This window comes from Saccharomonospora sp. NB11, assembly GCF_015910535.1.
In the GTDB taxonomy this organism is placed as follows: domain Bacteria; phylum Actinomycetota; class Actinomycetes; order Mycobacteriales; family Pseudonocardiaceae; genus Saccharomonospora.
In genome coordinates, this window is record NZ_JACBJG010000002.1 from 406,522 (window position 1) to 425,104 (window position 18,583).

General features: G+C 70.6%; 19 protein-coding genes. 4 read left to right on the plus strand and 15 right to left on the minus strand.

Going from position 1 to position 18,583, the window contains the following annotated elements; all coding sequences use genetic code 11:
* The 7 genes from JAV51_RS04150 to JAV51_RS04180 are packed head-to-tail and all read right to left on the minus strand — an operon-like array spanning nucleotide 1 to nucleotide 4,692.
* Nucleotides 1–471, minus strand: coding sequence for an NTP pyrophosphohydrolase (locus JAV51_RS04150; RefSeq protein ID WP_197319263.1), 471 nt, complete (start codon nucleotides 469–471; stop codon nucleotides 1–3).
* A 4-nt stretch (nucleotides 472–475) separates the two neighbouring features.
* Nucleotides 476–1,435 carry an ROK family protein gene (locus JAV51_RS04155; protein WP_197319264.1) on the minus strand — a complete coding sequence of 320 codons (960 nt, stop codon included), beginning with the start codon at nucleotides 1,433–1,435 and terminating at the stop codon, nucleotides 476–478.
* Nucleotides 1,416–1,874, minus strand: coding sequence for a hypothetical protein (locus tag JAV51_RS04160; RefSeq protein ID WP_197319265.1), 459 nt, complete (start codon nucleotides 1,872–1,874; stop codon nucleotides 1,416–1,418). Before JAV51_RS04160 ends, JAV51_RS04155 begins: the two co-directional genes overlap by 20 nt.
* On the minus strand, nucleotides 1,871–3,004 hold the full coding sequence (locus JAV51_RS04165; RefSeq protein ID WP_197319266.1) for an ArsA family ATPase: 1,134 nt from the start codon (nucleotides 3,002–3,004) through the stop codon (nucleotides 1,871–1,873). Before JAV51_RS04165 ends, JAV51_RS04160 begins: the two co-directional genes overlap by 4 nt.
* Before the next feature lies 1 nt (nucleotide 3,005).
* Entirely contained in the window at nucleotides 3,006–3,449 is a 444-nt protein-coding gene (locus JAV51_RS04170) for an SRPBCC family protein (RefSeq protein ID WP_197319267.1), read from the minus strand.
* A 33-nt stretch (nucleotides 3,450–3,482) separates the two neighbouring features.
* Nucleotides 3,483–4,271, minus strand: a complete 789-nt coding sequence (locus JAV51_RS04175) for a metallophosphoesterase (RefSeq protein WP_197319268.1) — start codon at nucleotides 4,269–4,271, stop codon at nucleotides 3,483–3,485.
* Nucleotides 4,272–4,281: 10 nt separating this feature from the next.
* On the minus strand, nucleotides 4,282–4,692 hold the full coding sequence (locus JAV51_RS04180; protein WP_197319269.1) for a polyketide cyclase / dehydrase and lipid transport: 411 nt from the start codon (nucleotides 4,690–4,692) through the stop codon (nucleotides 4,282–4,284).
* 111 nt (nucleotides 4,693–4,803) lie between these two features.
* Between JAV51_RS04180 and JAV51_RS04185 the strand changes: the two genes are divergently transcribed.
* On the plus strand, nucleotides 4,804–6,600 hold the full coding sequence (locus JAV51_RS04185) for a long-chain fatty acid--CoA ligase (protein WP_197319270.1): 1,797 nt from the start codon (nucleotides 4,804–4,806) through the stop codon (nucleotides 6,598–6,600).
* 75 nt (nucleotides 6,601–6,675) lie between these two features.
* On the opposite strand, the gene JAV51_RS04190 is transcribed toward JAV51_RS04185, so the two are convergent.
* The 8 genes from JAV51_RS04190 to JAV51_RS04225 form a co-directional block, all read right to left on the minus strand.
* On the minus strand, nucleotides 6,676–8,589 hold the full coding sequence (locus JAV51_RS04190) for a penicillin-binding protein 2 (RefSeq protein WP_197319271.1): 1,914 nt from the start codon (nucleotides 8,587–8,589) through the stop codon (nucleotides 6,676–6,678).
* Between the two features lie 38 nt (nucleotides 8,590–8,627).
* Nucleotides 8,628–9,173 carry a septum formation initiator family protein gene (locus JAV51_RS04195; protein ID WP_197319272.1) on the minus strand — a complete coding sequence of 182 codons (546 nt, stop codon included), beginning with the start codon at nucleotides 9,171–9,173 and terminating at the stop codon, nucleotides 8,628–8,630.
* A complete protein-coding gene (rsmH, locus tag JAV51_RS04200) occupies nucleotides 9,170–10,198 on the minus strand; it encodes a 16S rRNA (cytosine(1402)-N(4))-methyltransferase RsmH (protein WP_197319273.1) in 1,029 nt (342 codons plus the stop codon). The genes JAV51_RS04195 and rsmH overlap by 4 nt, the downstream gene beginning before the upstream one ends.
* 129 nt (nucleotides 10,199–10,327) lie before the next feature.
* Nucleotides 10,328–10,759, minus strand: a complete 432-nt coding sequence (gene mraZ, locus JAV51_RS04205) for a division/cell wall cluster transcriptional repressor MraZ (RefSeq protein WP_197319274.1) — start codon at nucleotides 10,757–10,759, stop codon at nucleotides 10,328–10,330.
* A gap of 255 nt (nucleotides 10,760–11,014) precedes the next feature.
* Complete coding sequence (locus JAV51_RS04210) at nucleotides 11,015–11,782, minus strand: ESX secretion-associated protein EspG (protein WP_197319275.1); 768 nt, start codon at nucleotides 11,780–11,782, stop codon at nucleotides 11,015–11,017.
* Complete coding sequence (locus JAV51_RS04215) at nucleotides 11,779–12,387, minus strand: PE-PGRS family protein (RefSeq protein ID WP_197319276.1); 609 nt, start codon at nucleotides 12,385–12,387, stop codon at nucleotides 11,779–11,781. The genes JAV51_RS04210 and JAV51_RS04215 overlap by 4 nt, the downstream gene beginning before the upstream one ends.
* Nucleotides 12,384–12,959, minus strand: coding sequence for a DUF3558 family protein (locus tag JAV51_RS04220; protein WP_307845728.1), 576 nt, complete (start codon nucleotides 12,957–12,959; stop codon nucleotides 12,384–12,386). Before JAV51_RS04220 ends, JAV51_RS04215 begins: the two co-directional genes overlap by 4 nt.
* Entirely contained in the window at nucleotides 12,949–13,296 is a 348-nt protein-coding gene (locus JAV51_RS04225) for a hypothetical protein (RefSeq protein ID WP_197319277.1), read from the minus strand. The genes JAV51_RS04220 and JAV51_RS04225 overlap by 11 nt, the downstream gene beginning before the upstream one ends.
* 279 nt (nucleotides 13,297–13,575) lie before the next feature.
* Between JAV51_RS04225 and JAV51_RS04230 the strand changes: the two genes are divergently transcribed.
* Genes JAV51_RS04230 through JAV51_RS04240 form a run of 3 tightly spaced genes read left to right on the plus strand, consistent with a single transcriptional unit; the run spans nucleotide 13,576 to nucleotide 18,504 of the window.
* A complete protein-coding gene (locus JAV51_RS04230) occupies nucleotides 13,576–14,688 on the plus strand; it encodes a MoxR family ATPase (RefSeq protein ID WP_197319278.1) in 1,113 nt (370 codons plus the stop codon).
* Nucleotides 14,689–14,695: 7 nt separating this feature from the next.
* On the plus strand, nucleotides 14,696–15,973 hold the full coding sequence (locus JAV51_RS04235) for a DUF58 domain-containing protein (RefSeq protein WP_197319279.1): 1,278 nt from the start codon (nucleotides 14,696–14,698) through the stop codon (nucleotides 15,971–15,973).
* Nucleotides 15,970–18,504: a DUF3488 and transglutaminase-like domain-containing protein gene (locus JAV51_RS04240; RefSeq protein ID WP_197319280.1), complete on the plus strand. Its 2,535-nt coding sequence runs from the start codon at nucleotides 15,970–15,972 to the stop codon at nucleotides 18,502–18,504. The genes JAV51_RS04235 and JAV51_RS04240 overlap by 4 nt, the downstream gene beginning before the upstream one ends.
* The last annotated feature ends 79 nt before the right edge of the window (nucleotides 18,505–18,583 follow it).

The following is an 18,583-nucleotide window of genomic DNA, read 5'->3' on the forward strand; positions in this document are numbered from 1 at the left end:
TTACGTCCGCGCGTCGAGAACGGCCCACAGCGCGGCCGGCCCGAAAAGCACGGCGTCGTACGCGGCGACCCGCTGCCGTAGCAGTCGGTCGGCCGTCACCACCACCACGGGCTCGTCCGGACGGTCCTGTCGCGACTCGGCGACGGCCGACACCACCGTGTCGTCACCGTCGGCCGGAGCCTCGACGACGTCGACACCGGGCACGGCATCGATTCCCCGCGCTCGCCCCTCCGTCACCAGCACCACGCGAGGCCACCACCGACCCGGCGACGTGAGCCCGACCTGATCCGCCGGGACACCCACGCTCGCCAGGACCGCGAGCCGGTCCCGCAGGCGGGCCGCCGCACCGGCCCGGTCGCGCCACCAGCCGTCGGCGCGAGCCCCCACCACGTTCGCCGCGTCCACGACCAGCACGAACCGACGGCCCGGCCGTCCGGAGTCGCTGTCGGAGGTCCCGTCGGCGAACACCATCGCGTCAGCGTACTGCGGTACCCACGCTCAGCCGTTCGCGCGCCAACGTCGCCGCGCCCACGATCGCGGTCGCGTCACCGAGCTGGGACGTACGAATCCGGGCCAGCGGACGATGCCCCGATCCGGTGAGCACCGCGGCGTAGTGCTGGCGTGCCTCGTCCGCGAACAGCGGCGCCGACTCCGCCACGCCACCGGCGAGCACGACGACTTCGGGGTCGTAGACGTCGGCGATCAGGGCGAGCCCCTCGCCGAGCCACCGGGCGAGATCGGCGAACGCCTCCAGCGCCACGGGGTCACCCTCGCGAGCGGCGTGGGCCACCCGGCGTCCGGTGACGGCGGCGGGGTCGATCGACTCGCGAGCCAGCACGGTGGAGCGAGCCGGATGACGGGCCAGGAGTTCGACCGCGGTGGCGGCGAGCGCCGTTCCGCTGCAGTACCTCTCCCAGCACCCGTGCCGACCGCACGGACACGGCCGACCGTCGGGAACGACCCGGAGGTGGCCGAGCTCGGGTGCCACCCCGTGGGCGCCCCGGAAGATCTTCCCGCCGAGCAGCAGACCCGCGCCGATCCCCGTGCCGAGCGCGAGGAGCAGCGCGACATCCGTGCCGCGGGCCGCGCCGAAGCGGTGTTCACCCACGGCGGCGGCGTTCGCGTCGTGCTCCAACGTGACGGGCACCCCGAGCCGTCCGGACATTCGGTCGGCCACCGGCGCGTCCCGCCACGGCAGGTGCGGGGCGAAGAGCACCGACCGCCGGTCGGGCCGGACGAACCCCGCCACCGCCAGACCGACCGCCTCCACGGTGTGTCGGGACCGCAGCTCGTCGACCACGGTGGTGATGGCGTCCTCCAGCGCGTCCTCGGCACCCGGCGTCGCGACCCGGGCGAAGTCGACGACACTGCCGTCGTCGTCCACCACTCCCGCACGCACGCTGGTTCCGCCGACGTCAACTCCGATCGCGAGCATGAGGCTCCCACTCGGCCCGTGGCCGCACGGTCACGTGCTGGACGCGTCGCGCTCGACGCTCGTCCGGCTCCGGTCGGGGCTGCGGACGGAACCCCGGCATGTGCACACCTTGCTCGGGCTCCCAGCGGTCGGCGAGCACCGCACGGAGCAGGGCCACCACCTGGGTGGCTTGCTCCAGGACGCGCGCCGCGACATCGCTGCGTTCCCCTCGGCAGAGAGCGACCACGAGACACAACGGACACCGATCCCGACCACGACCACCGCAGTCGGCGTCGCCCTCCGCCGTTTCCGCGCTGGTTCCGGCAGTCCCGTGGCCCGCGCCGACCACGCTGTCCAACCACGGTTGCGCGCGTTCGAGCACCAGGTCGACCAGCAGCCGAAGCTCGTCGGTCAACCGCACCCCGTCCGGCCCCTCGGTCCGGTTCTCGGTCGTCGTCATTCGGGCCTCTCCAGGTGGACCACCAATCCCCGCGCGTCGGACTCCGCGCCGGTGAGGGTGTAGGGGCGCAGCGGTTCCGGCAGTGCCACGAGCCTGCGGAAGCCGTCGACGGTCACGGCGAGATCGTCGTCCACGCGGGCGAGCGCGACCTCCGAGTCCTTCGCCAGCGGCATGCCGATCCGCAGAAGGAACCCGTCGTCGACCTCGGTGGTCTGCAGCAGCGTGGTGGTCGTCGGCTCGCCCACGAGCGGGTTGGTCTCGCCGTAGAGTTCGTCGGCGATCTCCAGAAGCGCCTCCACCCCCACCGGTTCGACCGCGCGGTGGTCGATCGTTCGCAACGTCGACCCGACGAGGCCGCTGTGTCGTAGCTCGGCGACGACGTCCTCCTGCTGCGCTCGCCGGGTCCGCAACCACGACGCCGCCGTCCCGCGCCACCAACCGGGAGCGGGCATCATCCGGTTGACGACGATCCCGTCGACCGCGATCCCCCGGAGCGCCAACGCCGTCAGAGTGCGCCGGGTCTCGGCGGCCACCACCCGCTCGGGGGTGAGCACGAGCCGAACCGTGGTGGTTTCGTGGTCGGTGAGCAACGCGCGCAGCGACTCGACGTGGGCCGCGAACCGCTCGACCGAACGCGTCACGCGCGTCGAGGACCGCCACCCCGGCAGCCGCCGGAGGTATCCCGCGACAGCCTCGGGCAAGGCGAGCAGTCGCAACGTGTCGGCGGTGGGGCCGCAATCCACGACGACGTTCTCCCACGGCCCTTCGTCGGCGAGTCGCTGCACGCGACTCAGCGCCGACAGCTCGTCGACGCCGGGCAGCACCGTGAGTTCCTCGGCGTCGAGCGCGTCCAGTCCCAGTCCCGCCAACGCGGAGGCCAGTTCGCGACGCAACGAGTTCCAGACGTCGTCGACCAGCGCCCGCGCACCGAGCTGGGCGCCGTACAACAGTTCGTCCACTTCGGAGGGCTCGTCGGCGAGACGAACGCCGAGGGCATCGGAGAGCGAGTGGGCCGGGTCCGTGGACACCACCAGGGTCTTGCGGCCACGCCGGGCCAGCAACGCCCCGGTGGCCGCGGCGAGCGTCGTCTTCCCGACGCCACCCTTCCCGGTGAACAGCAGCACCCGCACGTCAGCTTCGCTCCTCCACACGGCGTTTGAGCTCCCGCAGGGCGGTGTCCATGATCATCTTCTCCGCCTTGCGCCGCAGCAGCCCGATCATCGGCAAGGCGAGCTCCACCGACAGCGTGTAGGTCACCCGCGTCGCACCCGACGGCAGCGACTCCAGGAGGTAACGCCCCTCCTGCGCCTTCTGCATCTGCCCCTTCACGAGATGCCAGCTGACCGACAGGCCGTCGTCGGCCCAGTCGTAGGCGAGCGTGTAGACGTCCTTCACCGGACCGGAGTCGAGAGTGAACCGCACCTCGGCCGGCCGACCCGCGTCGTCGGTGGCGAGCACCTCGGTCTGCCGCACGGCCTTCGCCCATTCCGGATACGCCGGGAGGTCGGCGATGACCGCCATGATGGCGGCCGGGGCGGCCTCGATCTCGATGGACTGCGTGGACTGCTCCGCCATGAGGCTAGAGCGTAGCGGCCCGTGACCCGAGGCTCACCAGCGCAGCACGTACGGGGTGGTGGTGCGCTGGAAGTGACCGACGTTGCGGCACTCGGTGACGCCGACCCGCAGCCGCCGCGCCAACGGCTGGTGCACGTGGCCGAACAACGACCACCGCGGCTGTTGCGTCCGCACGAGGTCCAGCAACGAGCGCGAGCCGATCTCCAACCGTCGCGAGACGACGTCGTAGGTCAGGTCGGGCACCGCGGGAGGGATGTGACTGCACAGCACGTCGACGTCCCGCAGCTCGGCCACGGTCCGGTCGTACTTCTCCGTGGACAGCAGATGTGGCCGCCAGACCGCGTTCGGCCTGGGCGACATCCCGTCAGGGAGCAGGGCGCCACCCACGAATCCGAAGCGCAGTCCGCCGAGTTCCACCACCTGACCGTCCACCAGGTGCAGCCCGTCGGCGGCGTACTCCGCCCACAGCGCCGGTGCGTCGACGTTGCCCGGAATGGCGTAGGTCGGCGCCGACAAGGCGGCGAAGAGCCGGTCGTACTGCTCCCGGATCGCGGCGTCGATGGCCGACGCCGGGTCGTCGAGGCTGTCCCACAACGACCGCACGTACGCGCCGATCTCCGTGCGAGTTCCCTCACGCCGTAGTCGGGCGAACGTGCCGACCCGCTCCGCGCCGAAGAGGCGACCGAAAATGCCGCTGGTGTGGTCGTGGTAGTCGATGAAGTCGATCAAATCGCCCAGCACGACAAGGGCGTCCGCCCCTTCGCCCGCCCGCGCCAACGCCTCGGAATTGCCGTGCACGTCGGAAACGACATGTACCCGCACGGGCGACACCCTAATGGTGTTCGGGAGAGACGGGAGCCACACCCGGCTCACGCCCGTCCTCCAGCACCGCCTTCAGGTCGAGCGCGATGGCTTTCGCGGCACGGGCTCTGCGGTCCGCCTCGCGACGCAGCTTCGCGGGCGAGAGCGGCGGACCGACCGGATCGGCGCGGAGGAAGTAGTGGAGGATCGTGCCGTCGAGCACGGGTTCCAGCCACACCTCCATCGTGCCGACCAGGGCTCCTCCGACGGTCCAGCGCAGCCCTTCGACCCCCCGATCCGTGTAAACTTCGAGCACGAGGTCGGGCCAGTACGTCCTCCACGACCGCGGATCCGCGAACACCGCAGCCAGGGTGCTCGGCGGAATTGCGAGAAAAGTCTCGTCGACGATGTCGAGAGCAGGTGTGTTCTCGTTGGCTGACACGGGTGTGAGAATCGCACGCCGGGTCGAAAGCCTAGCGCCGGGGCATAGCCAAACCGCCTTTCAGGAGTTAGGTTAACCGCCGAGTAACATCTGTGGAATCCGGAGGTTCACGTGCGCGAGTACAGCGCTCCCGCGATCGCTGCGGTCGCCGACGACGAGAGCATGTCCGACGTCGTGTGGGTCAACGCCGAGCGGTTCGGAGACACCGTGAGTTTCCGTCGCCAGCTCGACGGTTCGTGGCGGGACGTCACCGCCCGGGAGTTCGCCGCGCAGGTCCTCTCGGTCGCCAAGGGGCTCGTGAAGGCGGGCATCGGACAGGGCGATCGCGTCGCGCTCATGTCGAAGACCCGTTACGAGTGGACGCTCGTCGACTTCGCCATCTGGGCCGCGGGTGCGGTGACCGTGCCGATCTACGAGACCTCCTCCGCCGAACAGGCTCACTGGATCCTCACCGACTCCGGCGCCAAGGCCGTCATCGTCGAGACCGCCGACCACGCGCGGACCATCGAGTCGGTCCGCGACCGCCTCCCGGAACTCGGCCACGTCTTCCAGATCGAGGGTGACGAGCCCGCCGTCGACCGCCTCACCGAGCTCGGGGCCGACATCGCCGACGACGAGGTGCACACGCGCCGTCGTGCGGTGAAGTCGGGCGACACGGCCACCATCGTGTACACGTCGGGCACCACGGGCAGGCCGAAGGGCGTCGTGCTGACGCACCGCAACCTTCTGGCCGAGGTCAGGGCCGACATCAAGGCGTTCCCCAAGCTGATGGGCGCGGGCAACTCGCTGCTGCTGTTCCTCCCCCTGGCCCACATCCTGGCCCGCGCGATCGCGCTGACGGCCATCACGTCGCGCGTGACCCTCGGCCACACCGCCGACATCAAGGACCTGTTGGGCGACCTCAGCACGTTCCGGCCCACGTTCGTGGTCGCGGTCCCGCGCGTCTTCGAGAAGGTCTACAACGGTGCGAAGCTGAAGGCTCACAGCAGCGGCAAGGGCAAGATCTTCGACGCCGCCGAGGCCACCGCCGTCGCCTACAGCCAGGCCCAGGACACCGGCGGCCCCGGCCTCGGGCTGCGGCTCAAGCACGCGGTGTTCAGCCTGCTCGTGTACTCGAAGCTGCGGGCCGCCCTCGGTGGGCGCTGCGTCGCGGCCGTCTCCGGTGGCGCCCCACTGGGTGCCCGCCTCGCGCACTTCTTCCGCGGCATCGGCGTGCCGGTCTTCGAAGGTTACGGCCTCACGGAGACCTCGGCCGCGGCGAACGTGAACACCGAGGACGCGTTCAAGGTCGGAACCGTGGGCAGGCCGGTGGCGGGCACGTCGGTGCGCATCGCCGAGGACGGCGAGGTGCTGCTCAAGGGTGACGTCGTCTTCACGCAGTACTGGAACAACCCGCAGGCCACCCAGGAGTCGCTGGAGGACGGCTGGTTCCACACCGGCGACATCGGCGAGCTCGACGACGACGGCTTCCTGAAGATCACCGGCCGCAAGAAGGAAATCATCGTCACGGCCGGTGGCAAGAACGTCGCTCCTTCCGGCCTCGAGGACACGCTGAAGGCCGACCCGCTCATCAGCCAGGCCATGGTGGTCGGCGACCAGCGTCCGTTCATCGGGGCGCTCGTGACGATCGACGAGGAGTTCTTCCCCACTTGGAAGGCGCAGAACGGCAAGCCCGAGAACGCCACGGTGGCCGACCTCGCCGACGACGAGGACCTGCGCGCGGCCGTGCAGGTCGTCGTGGACAAGGCCAACACGATGGTCTCGCACGCCGAGTCGATCAAGAAGTTCGTGATTCTGCCGAAGGACTTCACGGAGGCGGGCGGCGAGGTGACGCCGAGCATGAAGCTCAAGCGCAACGTCGTCAGCAAGAACTACGCCGACGCCATCGAGCAGCTCTACAAGAAGTGATCCGCCCGGTCGGTCGCGGCGCTGCTCCGCAGTCGTCCGCGACCGACCGGTTCACGTCTCCCCAACCCACGAGGGTCATCGCACCAGCTTCACCCTCGGACCCGACTCCTCGGAGACCGGGATGTTGTACCGCTGGGCGAGGTAGGACGCGATCTCGGCGAACAACGCGCCCGCCGAGCTGCCCTCGGGGATCGTCGTGTCGGGAGCGTCCAACCAGATCCCGACCACGAACCGCGGTTCGTCGGCGGGCAGGATGCCCGCGAACGTGATGTTGTGCAGTCGATTGCTGTACGCGCCGGTCTTGGGATCGACCTGCTGTCCGGTGCCCGTCTTGCCGGAGATCTGGTAACCCTCCAGCGCGCCCTCGGGCGCGGTGCCGCTGTAGGCGTAGTCACCGCCCTGGGTCGTGGCGCGCAGCATGTTCCGCACCGTGTCGGCCGTCTTCGGGTCGGTCACCCGCACCGTCTCGGGCGCGGGCTCCGGGATTCGCCGTCCGTCCGGCGTGATCTTCGCCTTGACCACCCGGGGCTCGACCCGCACGCCACCGTTGGCGATGGCCTGATACATGCTCGTCATCTGCACGACCGTCATCGACAGCCCCTGCCCGATGGGGAGGTTGCCGTAGGTCGTCCCCGACCACTGGTCGCGCGGAGGCACGTAGCCCGGGCTTTCGCCGGGCAGCCCGATCCCGGTGCGCTGGCCGACGCCGAACTTCTTCAGCATCGACATGAATCGCGTCGGCCCCACCTCGTCGGCCAGCATCAGCGTGCCCACGTTGGACGACTTCGCGAAGATGCCGGTGACCGTGAAGTTCTGCGTGGCGTGCGACCACGCGTCGTGGACGGTGTGGTCGGCGACGCGCATGGACCCGGGCACGGCGAGCGTCGTTTCGGGCTTCACGATGCCCGCTTCGATCGCCGCCGTCGCCGTGATGATCTTGGCGACCGATCCGGGCTCGAACGGGTTGGAGACCGCCGGATTGCCCATGGCATCGGCCGACGACGGCGGCTCGTTCGGGTTGAAGGTCTGGTGGTTCGCGAGCGCGTACACCTCGCCCGTGTGCGCGTCGAGGATCACCGCGCTACCGCCCTTGGCGTCCACCTTGTCCACGTACGCGGCGAGGCTGCGCTGCAACTCGTACTGCACGTCGGAGTCGATGGTCAGTTCGAGATTCGACCCGGGCGTGGCGGGCTGCATGTCGCGTTCGGTGCCGGGGATGACGACGTCCCCACCCTGAGCTGTGTCGACGATCTGCCGTCCGGGGGTCCCGACGAGGTCGTCGTCGCGATAGGACTCCAGGCCGGACAGGCCATGGATGTTGTGTTCGGACACGTCCTCGCTGTCGGTGCGCCAGTTCGCGTATCCGACGACGTTCGCGGCGACCTCGGCGCTCGGGTACACGCGCTTGGCGCGCTTCTCGTAGCCGATCTCCACGTACTTCTTGCTGATCGCGTCGGCCACGGACGGTTCGACGTCGTCGACGAGGTAGGTGAAGCTGGCGTCCTTGTGGAAGGCGGCGAGGAGTTCGTCCTCGGTGACGAGGTCGGGGACGCGCCGCGCGATGTACTTCGCGATCTCGGCCGCACGCGTGTCGAAGTTCTCGCCCGACTCGGGGTTCTCGCGCGCGTGCTCCTCCCACGTGAGGCGCATCTGCCGCAGGTTGACCCAGAGCTTGCGGGTCTCGACGCTGAACGCCAGTTCCGCGCCGTTACGGTCCACGATGGACCCACGCTCGGCAGGGATGTCGATGATCGTGGTGCGCTGCCGTTCGGCGCGTTCGGACAGCGCCGCGGCCTCGAAAGCCTGGATGTGCACCAGCTTGAGCCCGGCGATCACCAGCACGGCGGTCATCACGATCCGCCCGACGACGAACCGATTGCGGTTGTTGCGCACGGTGGTGGCCGAACGGCTCCTGCGGGCCCGGACCGAATACGTCCGATGTGGTCCGCGACCCGACTCCACCCGCCGTGTTCCCCGCTGCGCCGACATCGCCCGCTCTCCCCCTCACCGCGCGTCGCCGCGCGCCGTCACCGGTCGTCCTTCTCCTCACCGGATCGTTCCGGCTTCCGTGGCGGTGCCGTGGCCTCGACGGGCTCTCCGACCACCGACACGGACCCGTCGTCCCGGACCACCAGTCTGGCGGGATTGCCCGCGGGCACCATGCCCAGTCCTTCGGCTCGTTCGGCCAGCGACACCGGTGACTGCAACTGTCCCACCTCGCGCCGCAGTTGCTCGGCACGTTCGACGAGTTGGGCGTTGCGTTCCTTCAGCCGATCGAGGCGATAGGAGTCGGCGATGGCCTGCGTCGACAACCACAGCGAGGTCGCGACTCCACACACCATGAGCGCCATGAGCACGACGACGAACGTGGCCCGGGACTTGGGCCAGTTCTGCAGTCCCCGGCGTGTGGCACGAGGTCTGGTGGTCGCGGGAGCCGCGCGTTCCGAGCGCCGTGCGTACGCGCGCTGACCGGCTCCGCTGCGCGCGCCGGCCTTCGCGGTGGCGGAGGACCTCGACGACCCACCGCCCGACGTCCGAGTCGCTGCGGGCTTGCGTCGGGTGGGCACCGTCACCTGTCGTCCCCTCCTCGCTTCTCCGCTGCCCTGAGCCGGACGGACGCCGCGCGCGGATTGCGGCGGATCTCGTCCTCGTCGGCCTTCTCGGCTCCCCGCGTCACCAGGCGCAGTTCCGGGCCGTGGCCCGGGAGTTCGACCGGAAGCCCTTCGGGCGTGCGCGAGGTCGCCGCCTTGGCCAGGGCCTGCTTGACGATGCGGTCCTCCAGGGAGTGGTAGGACTCGACGACGATGCGTCCCCCCTCTGCCAGTGCGGAGATCGCCGCCGGAACCGCCTCCCGCAGGATGTCGAGCTCGCCGTTCACCTCGATCCGCAACGCCTGGAACGTGCGTTTCGCTGGATGTCCGCCAGTGCGTCGGCTCGGCGCGGGCACGGTGTCGTACAACAAGCGCACCAATCGCTCGCTGGTGTCGAACGGCTGCCGCTGTCGCTCGGCCACCACCGCCTTGGCGATGCGGCGAGCGAACTTCTCCTCCCCGTAGTCGCGCAGGATGCGCGTGAGGTCGTCGACCGAGTAGGTGTTCAGCACCTCGGCCGCAGTCGGGCCGGTCGTCGGGTCCATGCGCATGTCCAGCGGTGCGTCGCGGGCGTACGCGAAGCCCCGCTCGTCGAGGTCGAGCTGCATCGACGACACGCCGAGGTCCATGAGCACGCCGTCGACCGACGACAGTCCGAGCTCGGCGAGAACCTCGGGAATGCGGTGGTACACCGTGTGCACGTAGTGCACCCGGTCGCCGTGGCGGGCCAGCCGACGCCGCGACCGCTCCAACGCCTCGGGGTCGCGGTCCAGACCGACGACCGTGAGTTGGGGGAACTGGTCGAGCAGCGCGTCGGTGTGGCCACCGAGCCCCAGCGTGGCGTCGACGACGACGGCCTCCCGGTCGGCGAGCGCGGGCTCGAACAATTCCAGGATCCGGTCCACCAACACGGGCAGGTGGGTCGCCTCCGACGGCGAACCCTCAGCCGCCCCCTCGGTGTCCTGAACACCGTCCGTCCTGTCGGCGCTGTCACCGCTGTCGCTCACGACATCCCTCTCTCATCGTCGTCGGTCCTCGGTGCCTCCATCCTCGAAGAAAACAGGAACCGGATGGCGTCAGGTTGCGGACCTGACACCGGGGAAGTTGCATCAGGGCCGCAGCCTCACACCATCCGGTCAGAACAAGCCGGGAAGGATCTCCTCCTGCGCGCTCGCGTAACTGTCCTCGTGTTCTTCCAGGTAGGACGTCCAGGTCTGGGCGTCCCAGATCTCGAGTCGGGTGATCGCGCCGATCACCACGCACTCCTTCGTGAGCCCCGCATAGCGGCGGAGTTCGGGTGCGATGGTGATGCGGCCCTGCCCGTCGGGGCGTTGCTCGTCGGTGCCCGCGAACAGGTATCGCTGGTAAGCACGGACCGCTTCGTTGGTGAACGGCGCTTCCGCGACCTTGCGGGCGAGCTGTTCGAACTCGGCGCGCGGGAACGCGAAGAGGCAGTGATCTTGTCCCTTGGTGATCATCAGCCCACCTGCCAGCGCGTCGCGGAACTTCGCAGGCAGCGTGAGCCGCCCCTTGTCGTCCAGCTTCGGAGTGTGGGTGCCGAGAAACACCGGCCTCCACCTCCCCTACCGACCAGCGCCAGAACCCCGGGGTTCCCTCGAGATCGGCCACGGAGCTTCCTACTGCCCCACTGCGCTCCACCGTACCCCACTTTGCACCACAGTCAACGTCGCAGCGCGCGAAACTCAGCGATGTCAACGACATTTGCGCAGGTCACGGCCGTGTGTCCACAGTGGGGTGCGCGCCGGGGTCGCCGCGGCGGGTGACGCCGGATCGAAGCAATCGGACACTGCCGAACCGGTCGACTAGGCCCCCACACACACTCCGGACTCGTCGACGAGGTCCGCCAGGCGCGTGACGATCCGTGCCGGGTCCGCCGGGACGAGACTCAACCACGTCTCCCCGCCACGCCCCGGTGCGACCATCCCGAGATAGCCGCCCTCGTCGGTGACGAACCAGCTCACTCCACCGAGCCGACGCCGACGGCTGCCACTGGCGATGTGCACGGAGAACTGCCCGGCAGCGAGCACGGGCCGGGACTGCACGGCCAACGCTTCCCGTGCCTGCTGCTCGAACACGCGCGCCCGTCGAGTCGCCGAGTCGCTCACGGCGGCGTCCGCGACGCCGACCAGCGCCGACGCGGGCAGACTGACTCCCATGCCCGGACCGGCGGCGAAGTCGGGGAGCACCCCGACGACGGCGTCGTACACTTCGCCGGGCCGGATCGCCGTCAGGGCCACGGTGCGCCGAGGCTGCACGGCGAGCACACCACGGTCGGCCGTCACCGCGGCGACGGCACGCACGGGATCCGGATCGGCGAGATCGACCATCGCCTCGCAGTCCACGGTCAACGAGGCGTGGGCAAGCAGGTCGAGTCGCTCCCGCAGATCCTCATCGAGGCTCCACCCACGCGCGAGACCGCGTTCGGCGAGGTTGGCGTAGACCTCGGCGCGGATGCGGTCGCGTTCCTCCTCCGTGCGCCCCACACTGGGCACGGCCAGCACCCCCGGGGGCGTGGTGTGCCCGAGGTCGGACCACAGGATGTCGAAGGCCGACGCCGACACTCGGATCACACCGGGACCGACCTTCCGACCGCCGACGCCGGCCCCTGGCCGGACTCCGAGTCCCGCGTCAGAGGCGGGGGGTCGGGGAACGTCGCGTCGGGCACGGCTTCACCGAGTGAGGTGTCACGCGTGTACATCACGTCGATCGCGCGCTGTCGGGCCTGCTCGGCCTCCTCGCGTCGAGCCGCCATCGACTCGGACAGCCCCACGAGCTGCCAGACGTCCCCGCTGGCGACGGCGTCACGGATGAGGACGGCGGCGTCGTAGGACACCGGCTCGGGCATCTCGGCCTTCGCCCGACTGGCCACCTCGGCCTGCACCGCCACCGCCTCGCCGACCGTCTCCGACACCGCCGCGGCGCGCTCGGACCAGGAGGCCGCGTCGTGCACCACCGTGCGCAGCGCCTCGGCGGCGGCCCCCTGCCACGCGCTCTCACTGCGGCCTGACAGATTCGTGAGGAGTTCGCCCGCCTCACGCAGCGCCTGCGCGAGTTCGCTCCACTCCCGACTGATCTCGCCCGCCGCCACCGGGTCGTTGCCGTTGCTCACCTCCGCGTGCAACTGCTCGTGGCTGTAGGCCTCATAGCGGCGGTCGGCGACTGGTCTCGCGGTCATGTCAGCTCCGGCTCGATGAGTTCGGCCACCGTGGTGGCGCGGGTGCAGGCCTGGGCCGTGTCCCGGAAGTCGGTGGTGGTGACGTCGACGTGGACGCTGCGTGCCCCGGGGCGTCCGACCGCCACCGTCACCGAACACGTCCCGTCGTCGGCGGCCGGATCGGCGATGCGCACGGCGTCGAGCGCCCCGATGCGCACGTCCTCGACGTGGGCGGCACGCGAACGCACCGTGTCGAGGTCGGTGCGTTCGTCGACCGTCACGGTGACGCCGAACGCGCCGGGCTGGACGTACTCGCACGCACGGGAGCCCGCCACGGTGGTGGGCTCGCCCAACGCGCTCAGCCCCGCCGTCGACCGGTCCGTCGCGTCGAGCAGGGCACAGGGATCGAGTGCGGCCGCGTCGGTGGGCTCCGCCGACCGCGTGGCCGACGCGGCGGACGTCGCCACCACACCGCCGTCCCCGGTCGGCTCCGACTGTGACGAGCGCGCGCCGCACCCCGCGGCCGCCACGGCGACCGTCAGCACCAACAGGAGACGGGGTCCGGGAACACGCACGCCGGTGTCAGCCTCCACCCACGCAGTCCACGCCGTCGGCCGCGGCGCGGTCCTGCTCGTCGTACCGACGCAGTGCGGTCTCGATGCGCTCCTTGAGCTGCCCGATCTCCTGCCCGAACCGCGTCAACGACTCCGCCGCACAGCCGGTGTCGTCGATGCCGTACCGGGCCATGAAGTCGCCGATCTCCTTGGCGTAGCCATCACCGAGCGGCACCGATCGACCGAGCACGTTCACCCGTCGCACCATGCGCCCGACCGCGTCCTGCACCTCGGTCAACTTGGCGAAGGTCTCCGCGGCGATCTCGGGTGACACGGCGAACCCGTCGGACGGCACACGCACGTCGACTTCGGTCATCACCGCACCTCTCTCCGTAGCCGACCGACTACGCTGCCGTAGCGTAGGCGAGTTCGGACTCCCGCCAAGATCTGCGATCCGAAGTCACCTGAAAGGGGCAATCCTTTGCTGTGGGATGCTGCGCTTCCCCAGCGAGAGTGATCGACAAGGCGGCAACGCCGCCGGGGCCGCCGTTTGACACACTGCGTGTCGGCCGGCTCGCAACCGAACCCGCCGGGCGACGAAGGTCCTTGCCAGGGCGTTCGGGGTGCCCGAGGGCTTTTCGTACCAGGAGGTCGTGTGACGTCGAGAGGACAGTCCACCACTGTGTCCACCCCCATCCCCGCGGGCGACGGCCGTTCCGCCACGGAGTCGCACTACCCCTCCGACGGGCACACCGGTGAACACGGCGCCCCCAGCCCCTACGGAACCCGTGACGAGAGTTCGGTCCCGGCCGTCGGTCTCGACCAGCTTCACGACACCGTGCGGCGGATCGCCGCCAACGTCGAACGCGTGCTGGTCGGCAAGCCCGAGGTCGTCCGGGTCGCGCTCGTGACCCTGCTCGCCGAAGGGCACCTGCTGGTCGAGGACGTGCCCGGGGTCGGCAAGACCTCGCTGGCGAAGGCGCTGGCCCGCTCCATCGACTGCCCGGTCAGTCGGCTGCAGTTCACCCCCGACCTGCTGCCCAGCGACGTCACCGGCGTCTCGATCTACAACCGTCAGCAGTCGGACTTCGAGTTCCGGCCCGGGCCGGTGTTCGCCAACATCGTCGTCGGCGACGAGATCAACCGCGCCTCGCCGAAGACTCAGTCCGCACTGCTGGAGTGCATGGAGGAACGGCAGGTGACCGTCGACGGCACCACCTACGAGCTCGGTCGGCCGTTCATGGTCATCGCGACGCAGAACCCGGTGGAGATGGAGGGCACCTACGCCCTGCCGGAGGCCCAGCGCGACCGCTTCACCGCGCGGCTGTCGATCGGCTATCCCGACGTCGCGGCCGAACTGGCCATGGTCGACGAGCACGCCGGCACGAACCCGTTGGACGACCTGCGGCCCGTGTCCGACGGAGCCACCGTGCAGCGGCTGATCGAGAAGGTGCGCACGCTGCACGTCTCGCCCGAGGTCAAGCAGTACGCCGTCGAACTCACGGCCGCGACGCGCCAGCTCCCCGAAGTGAGGCTCGGTGCCTCCCCGCGAGCGACGCTGCAGCTCGTACGCGCCGCCCGTGCGCAGGCCGCGCTCTCGGGCCGCGAGTTCGTCGTCCCCGACGACCTGCACGCGGTGGCCATCCCCGTGCTGGCCCACCGGCTCGTCCTGACGACGGAGGCCCACGCCGCCCGCCGGTCGGCGACCGACGTGGTGCGCGCGATCCTCGCCCGGGTCCCCGTTCCGCACGGCAACCGACCCCGGTAGCGCTGCCGTGTTCCGCTCGTTGTCCGGCCTCACCACCCGAGGCCGGTGCCTGCTCGCCGCCGGGATCGCCGCGGGACTGTGCTCGGTCGTGCTCAACGAACGCGACCTGCTGCGCGTCGCGGTCTTCGTCGTGGCACTGCCGTTGGGAGTCGTCGCGCTCGCCGCCGCGTCGAAGATGACCATCTCCGCCTCGCGGACACTGCTCACCGAGCGCGTGCCCGTGGGAGGCCAGGGAGAGGTCCAGATCGACCTCTGGCGCACGGGACGCATGCCCGCCGGCGAGGTGCTGCTGGAGGACGGGCTGCCATACACCTTGGGCCCGCGTCCCCGATTCGTCGTCGAACGGCTTCCCGCGCACGGACGTCCGGTGCCCCTGCGCTATCCGGTGCAGCCCACGTTGCGCGGAGTGCATCGCATCGGCCCGTTGCGGGCGACGGTCACCGATCCGTTCGGGTTGTGCGAGTTCGACCGGGACCTGGTGAGCCAGTCGCGCCTCGTGGTCGTGCCCCGAGTGACGACGCTGTGGGGGCTGCCCCGGGGCGCCGGGCTCGGGTCGGGCGAGGACAGCAACATCCGATTGCACACCGGGCAGGGCGAGACCGACGTCGTCGTGCGGCAGTACCGGCAGGGCGACGACCTGCGCAAGGTGCACTGGCGGTCGACCGCCCGGCGGGACGAGCTGATGGTGCGAGTCGAGGAACTGCCCTGGCACAGCGGCACCACCGTGCTGCTCGACCATCGCGCCTCAGCCCATCGGGGCTCGGGAGCGCAGTCCAGCCTGGAGTGGGCGGTCGAGTTCACCGCCAGCGTCTGTCTGCACCTGCACAAGACCGGACAGCGCGTGCGGCTGGTCAGCGAGCACGGGCGGCTGCTCGCCGACGCGGCCGAGCACGGCGGGTCCGGACACGCTGGTGCGGTGCTCGACTCGCTCGCGGCCGTGCAACCCGCCCACGAACGTGACATCGTGCTGAACGCCGACCCGGCCCAGGGCCAGGAGTTGATCGCCGTGCTCGGCAGTGTGGGAACGGAATCGGTGCACGAACTCACCCGGCACCGCGCACGGGGCACACGGAGTTACGCGGTGTTGCTCGACACCGCCGCATGGGAGAACACGGCAGCCCCGGCCGACGGCGACGACGTCGCGGTCGGCGACACGGTGGGGCTGCTGCGCGCCGCGGGCTGGGGTGTCGTCGTGGCCAAGCCCGGCCGCAGCGTGCCGGACGTGTGGGCGGAGCTGTGCCGCACGACGGCGCCGGGCGCGTCACTGATCGGGGGCGGTTCATGACGACCACGGACGCACCGACGAGTCACGCACGCGACGACGAGGCTCCGGCCCCGGGAGGTGGCCGCGTGCGACCTCCCACCGCGAGCCTGCTGCTGGCACCCGCCGCTGCGCTGTTCGCGACGATCAGCTCCGCCACCTCGCTCACCGGCGTGATCCAGGGCGCGCAGTGGTTCGCCTACATCGCCGTGGCCGCGTTGCTGGTGGCGTTCTCCGGGTTGGCTCTGCGCTCGTTGCGGCTGCCGATCCCGGCAGTGAGCCTCGGACAGGGCCTCGCCCTGCTGTTCCTGGTGACGGGCTCGTTCACCAGCAGCGGGATCATCGGGTTCATCCCGGGCCCGGCCGCGTTCTCGGAACTCGACGACGTGCTGGTCGCCGCGTTCGAGGCCATCCGTGACGGCGTCCCTCCCGTCGAGGACACCACGCCGGTCCTGTGCCTCGCCACCATCGCGTTGGGCCTCGTCGCGATCGTCGTGGACACACTGGTGGTCGCCGCCGCGGCGCCCGCCGCGACGGGGCTCGTGCTGCTGTGCGTCTACGCCGTCCCCGCGGCCCTGGCCGACGACATGCTGCCGTGGTGGACGTTCGTCCTCGGCGCCATGGCGTTCACTCTCCTGCTGGCGGTGGACGGCAGCCATCGCCACAACCGGTGGCGCAACCGCCCCGCCCCCGGCACGGGTCTGTCGGTGTCGACGGTGGCCTCACCGGTCGCCGTGGTGGCGGGCGCGCTCGCCGCCGGGCTGGTGGCGGGCACGACCCTGACCGGTATCGGCACGGAGGGCAGCCTCCCCGGCAGCCGGGACGAGCGCCACGTGTTGGGTGGGCTCGGCGTCAACCCCTTCACGTCCCTGCGGGGCATGCTCGACCAGGGCGACGACGTTCCGCTCTTCCGCGTCGAGGGCCTCGACGAACCCCGGCTCCTGCGCGCGTTCACGTTGAGCAACTACGTCCCCAACGAGGGCTGGGCGCTGCCGGAGGGGCCGATGCCCGCGGGCGTCCCGGCGCGAGGGGAGCTGCCTGCCGCGCCGGGTGACGACGGCAGGGCCCCGGACAGCCGGATCGCCATCGAACCGGTGCACTGGAACGACGTGTGGCTGCCCGTCTACGGTGCTCCCCGCGCGCTCGAAGGGTTGTCGGACGGCTGGTACTACGACCGCAACAGCGGTGCGGTGTTCCGTGAGCGCAGGCAGAATCCCGCCCCGTACGTCGTCACCACCTCGCTCGCCGAACCCACCCGGTCCCAACTGCGCCGGGCCGAAGTGGACCCCGCCACGCTCGACCCCGCCTACACCGCACACCCCGAGCTCGACCCACGCGTCGTCCAGCTCGCCGAGGACCTCACCGCGTCGGCGGACACCACGTTCGACAAGGTGCAGGCGATCTGGGAGTACTTCGACCCGACGAACGGCTTCGTCTACGACACGACGACCGGGCCGGAGACCGATCGCGACGCCCTGGTCGACTTCCTGCTCACCGGCAAGCGCGGGTACTGCGAGCAGTTCGCGTCCGCCATGGCCGTGATGCTGCGGTCGCTCGACATCCCGTCGCGGGTGGCGATCGGGTTCACCGGCGGCGCCGACGACGGCGAGACCCGCACGATCACGTCGCGCGACGCGCACGCCTGGGTCGAGGTGTACTTCGGCGACCTCGGCTGGGTCAGCTTCGACCCGACCCCGTTGTCGGGTGGCCGCAGCTACGTCCCGGGCTACCTGAGCGACGAGGCACACGGCGGCACCGGCTCCGGTGACTCCGACGACGAAGAGCCCAGCTCGCGGCCGGACGAGTCCACCGAGACGTCCGAGCCGTCGTCGGACGAGTCCGACGAGGCTGGGGCCGCCGAGCCCGACCAACAGAGCCGCGCCTCGACCTCGAGCGATTGGCTCGGCATCGTCGCGCTGATCGTCACTGCGGCGGCCCTGCTGGTGACTGTGACGGCACTCCTGACGCGGCGACGCCGCTCACCGGTGGGGTCGAGGTCGACGGCGGGCGCGAGTGCCTCGGCGACCGCGGGCCCGTTGCCGCTCGCCGCAGCCGGACTGGGCGGGCTCGCGGTGCTGCTGCTGGCCTTGTGGGTGCACTGGTCCCTGACGTTGCTCGTCGTCGCGGGCATCGCACTGGCGGCGACCCCGGCCGTGGTGCGCCACCTCCGACGGCGTCGTCGGCTCCAAGCGGTCGAGCGCGGCGAACAGCCGGTGGCAGGCGAGGCCGCCTGGCAGGAGCTGCTCGACGAGTGCGCCGACCGCAGCATCGACATCTCCGACAGCGACACGGTGCGGCTGGCGGCGCAGAAGCTCGCCCGCGCGCAGCGGCTCGACGACCGGGGCAAGAACGATCTGCGCGCGGTCGTCACGTCGCTGGAGCAGTCGTGGTACAGCCCGGCGTCCGAGACCGAAGGCGGACGTGGTGGGACAGGATTCGCCGAAGCGTTCCAGGGCGTGCTCGCCGCGCTGGAACGTTCGGCCCCGTTGTCGTGGCGCGACCGGCTGCTGCCGAAGTCGGTCCTGGCTCGCCTTCGATCACGCGGGCCGCGCTGACCGGCTCACGAACGCACGAAAATCCGCTGGTCGGTTCTCCCGACGAACCTCGTCGTCCAGGAGACCGACCAGCGGAGCG

Coding starts and splice junctions, on each gene's coding strand:
- JAV51_RS04150 (WP_197319263.1), bottom strand. CDS start 471: ATGGTGTTCGCCGACGGGACCTCCGACAGCGACTCCGGACGGCCGGGC.
- JAV51_RS04225 (WP_197319277.1), bottom strand. CDS start 13,296: ATGACCGAAGTCGACGTGCGTGTGCCGTCCGACGGGTTCGCCGTGTCA.
- JAV51_RS04155 (WP_197319264.1), bottom strand. CDS start 1,435: ATGCTCGCGATCGGAGTTGACGTCGGCGGAACCAGCGTGCGTGCGGGA.
- JAV51_RS04160 (WP_197319265.1), bottom strand. CDS start 1,874: ATGACGACGACCGAGAACCGGACCGAGGGGCCGGACGGGGTGCGGTTG.
- JAV51_RS04190 (WP_197319271.1), bottom strand. CDS start 8,589: ATGTCGGCGCAGCGGGGAACACGGCGGGTGGAGTCGGGTCGCGGACCA.
- JAV51_RS04215 (WP_197319276.1), bottom strand. CDS start 12,387: ATGACCGCGAGACCAGTCGCCGACCGCCGCTATGAGGCCTACAGCCAC.
- JAV51_RS04170 (WP_197319267.1), bottom strand. CDS start 3,449: ATGGCGGAGCAGTCCACGCAGTCCATCGAGATCGAGGCCGCCCCGGCC.
- JAV51_RS04240 (WP_197319280.1), top strand. CDS start 15,970: ATGACGACCACGGACGCACCGACGAGTCACGCACGCGACGACGAGGCT.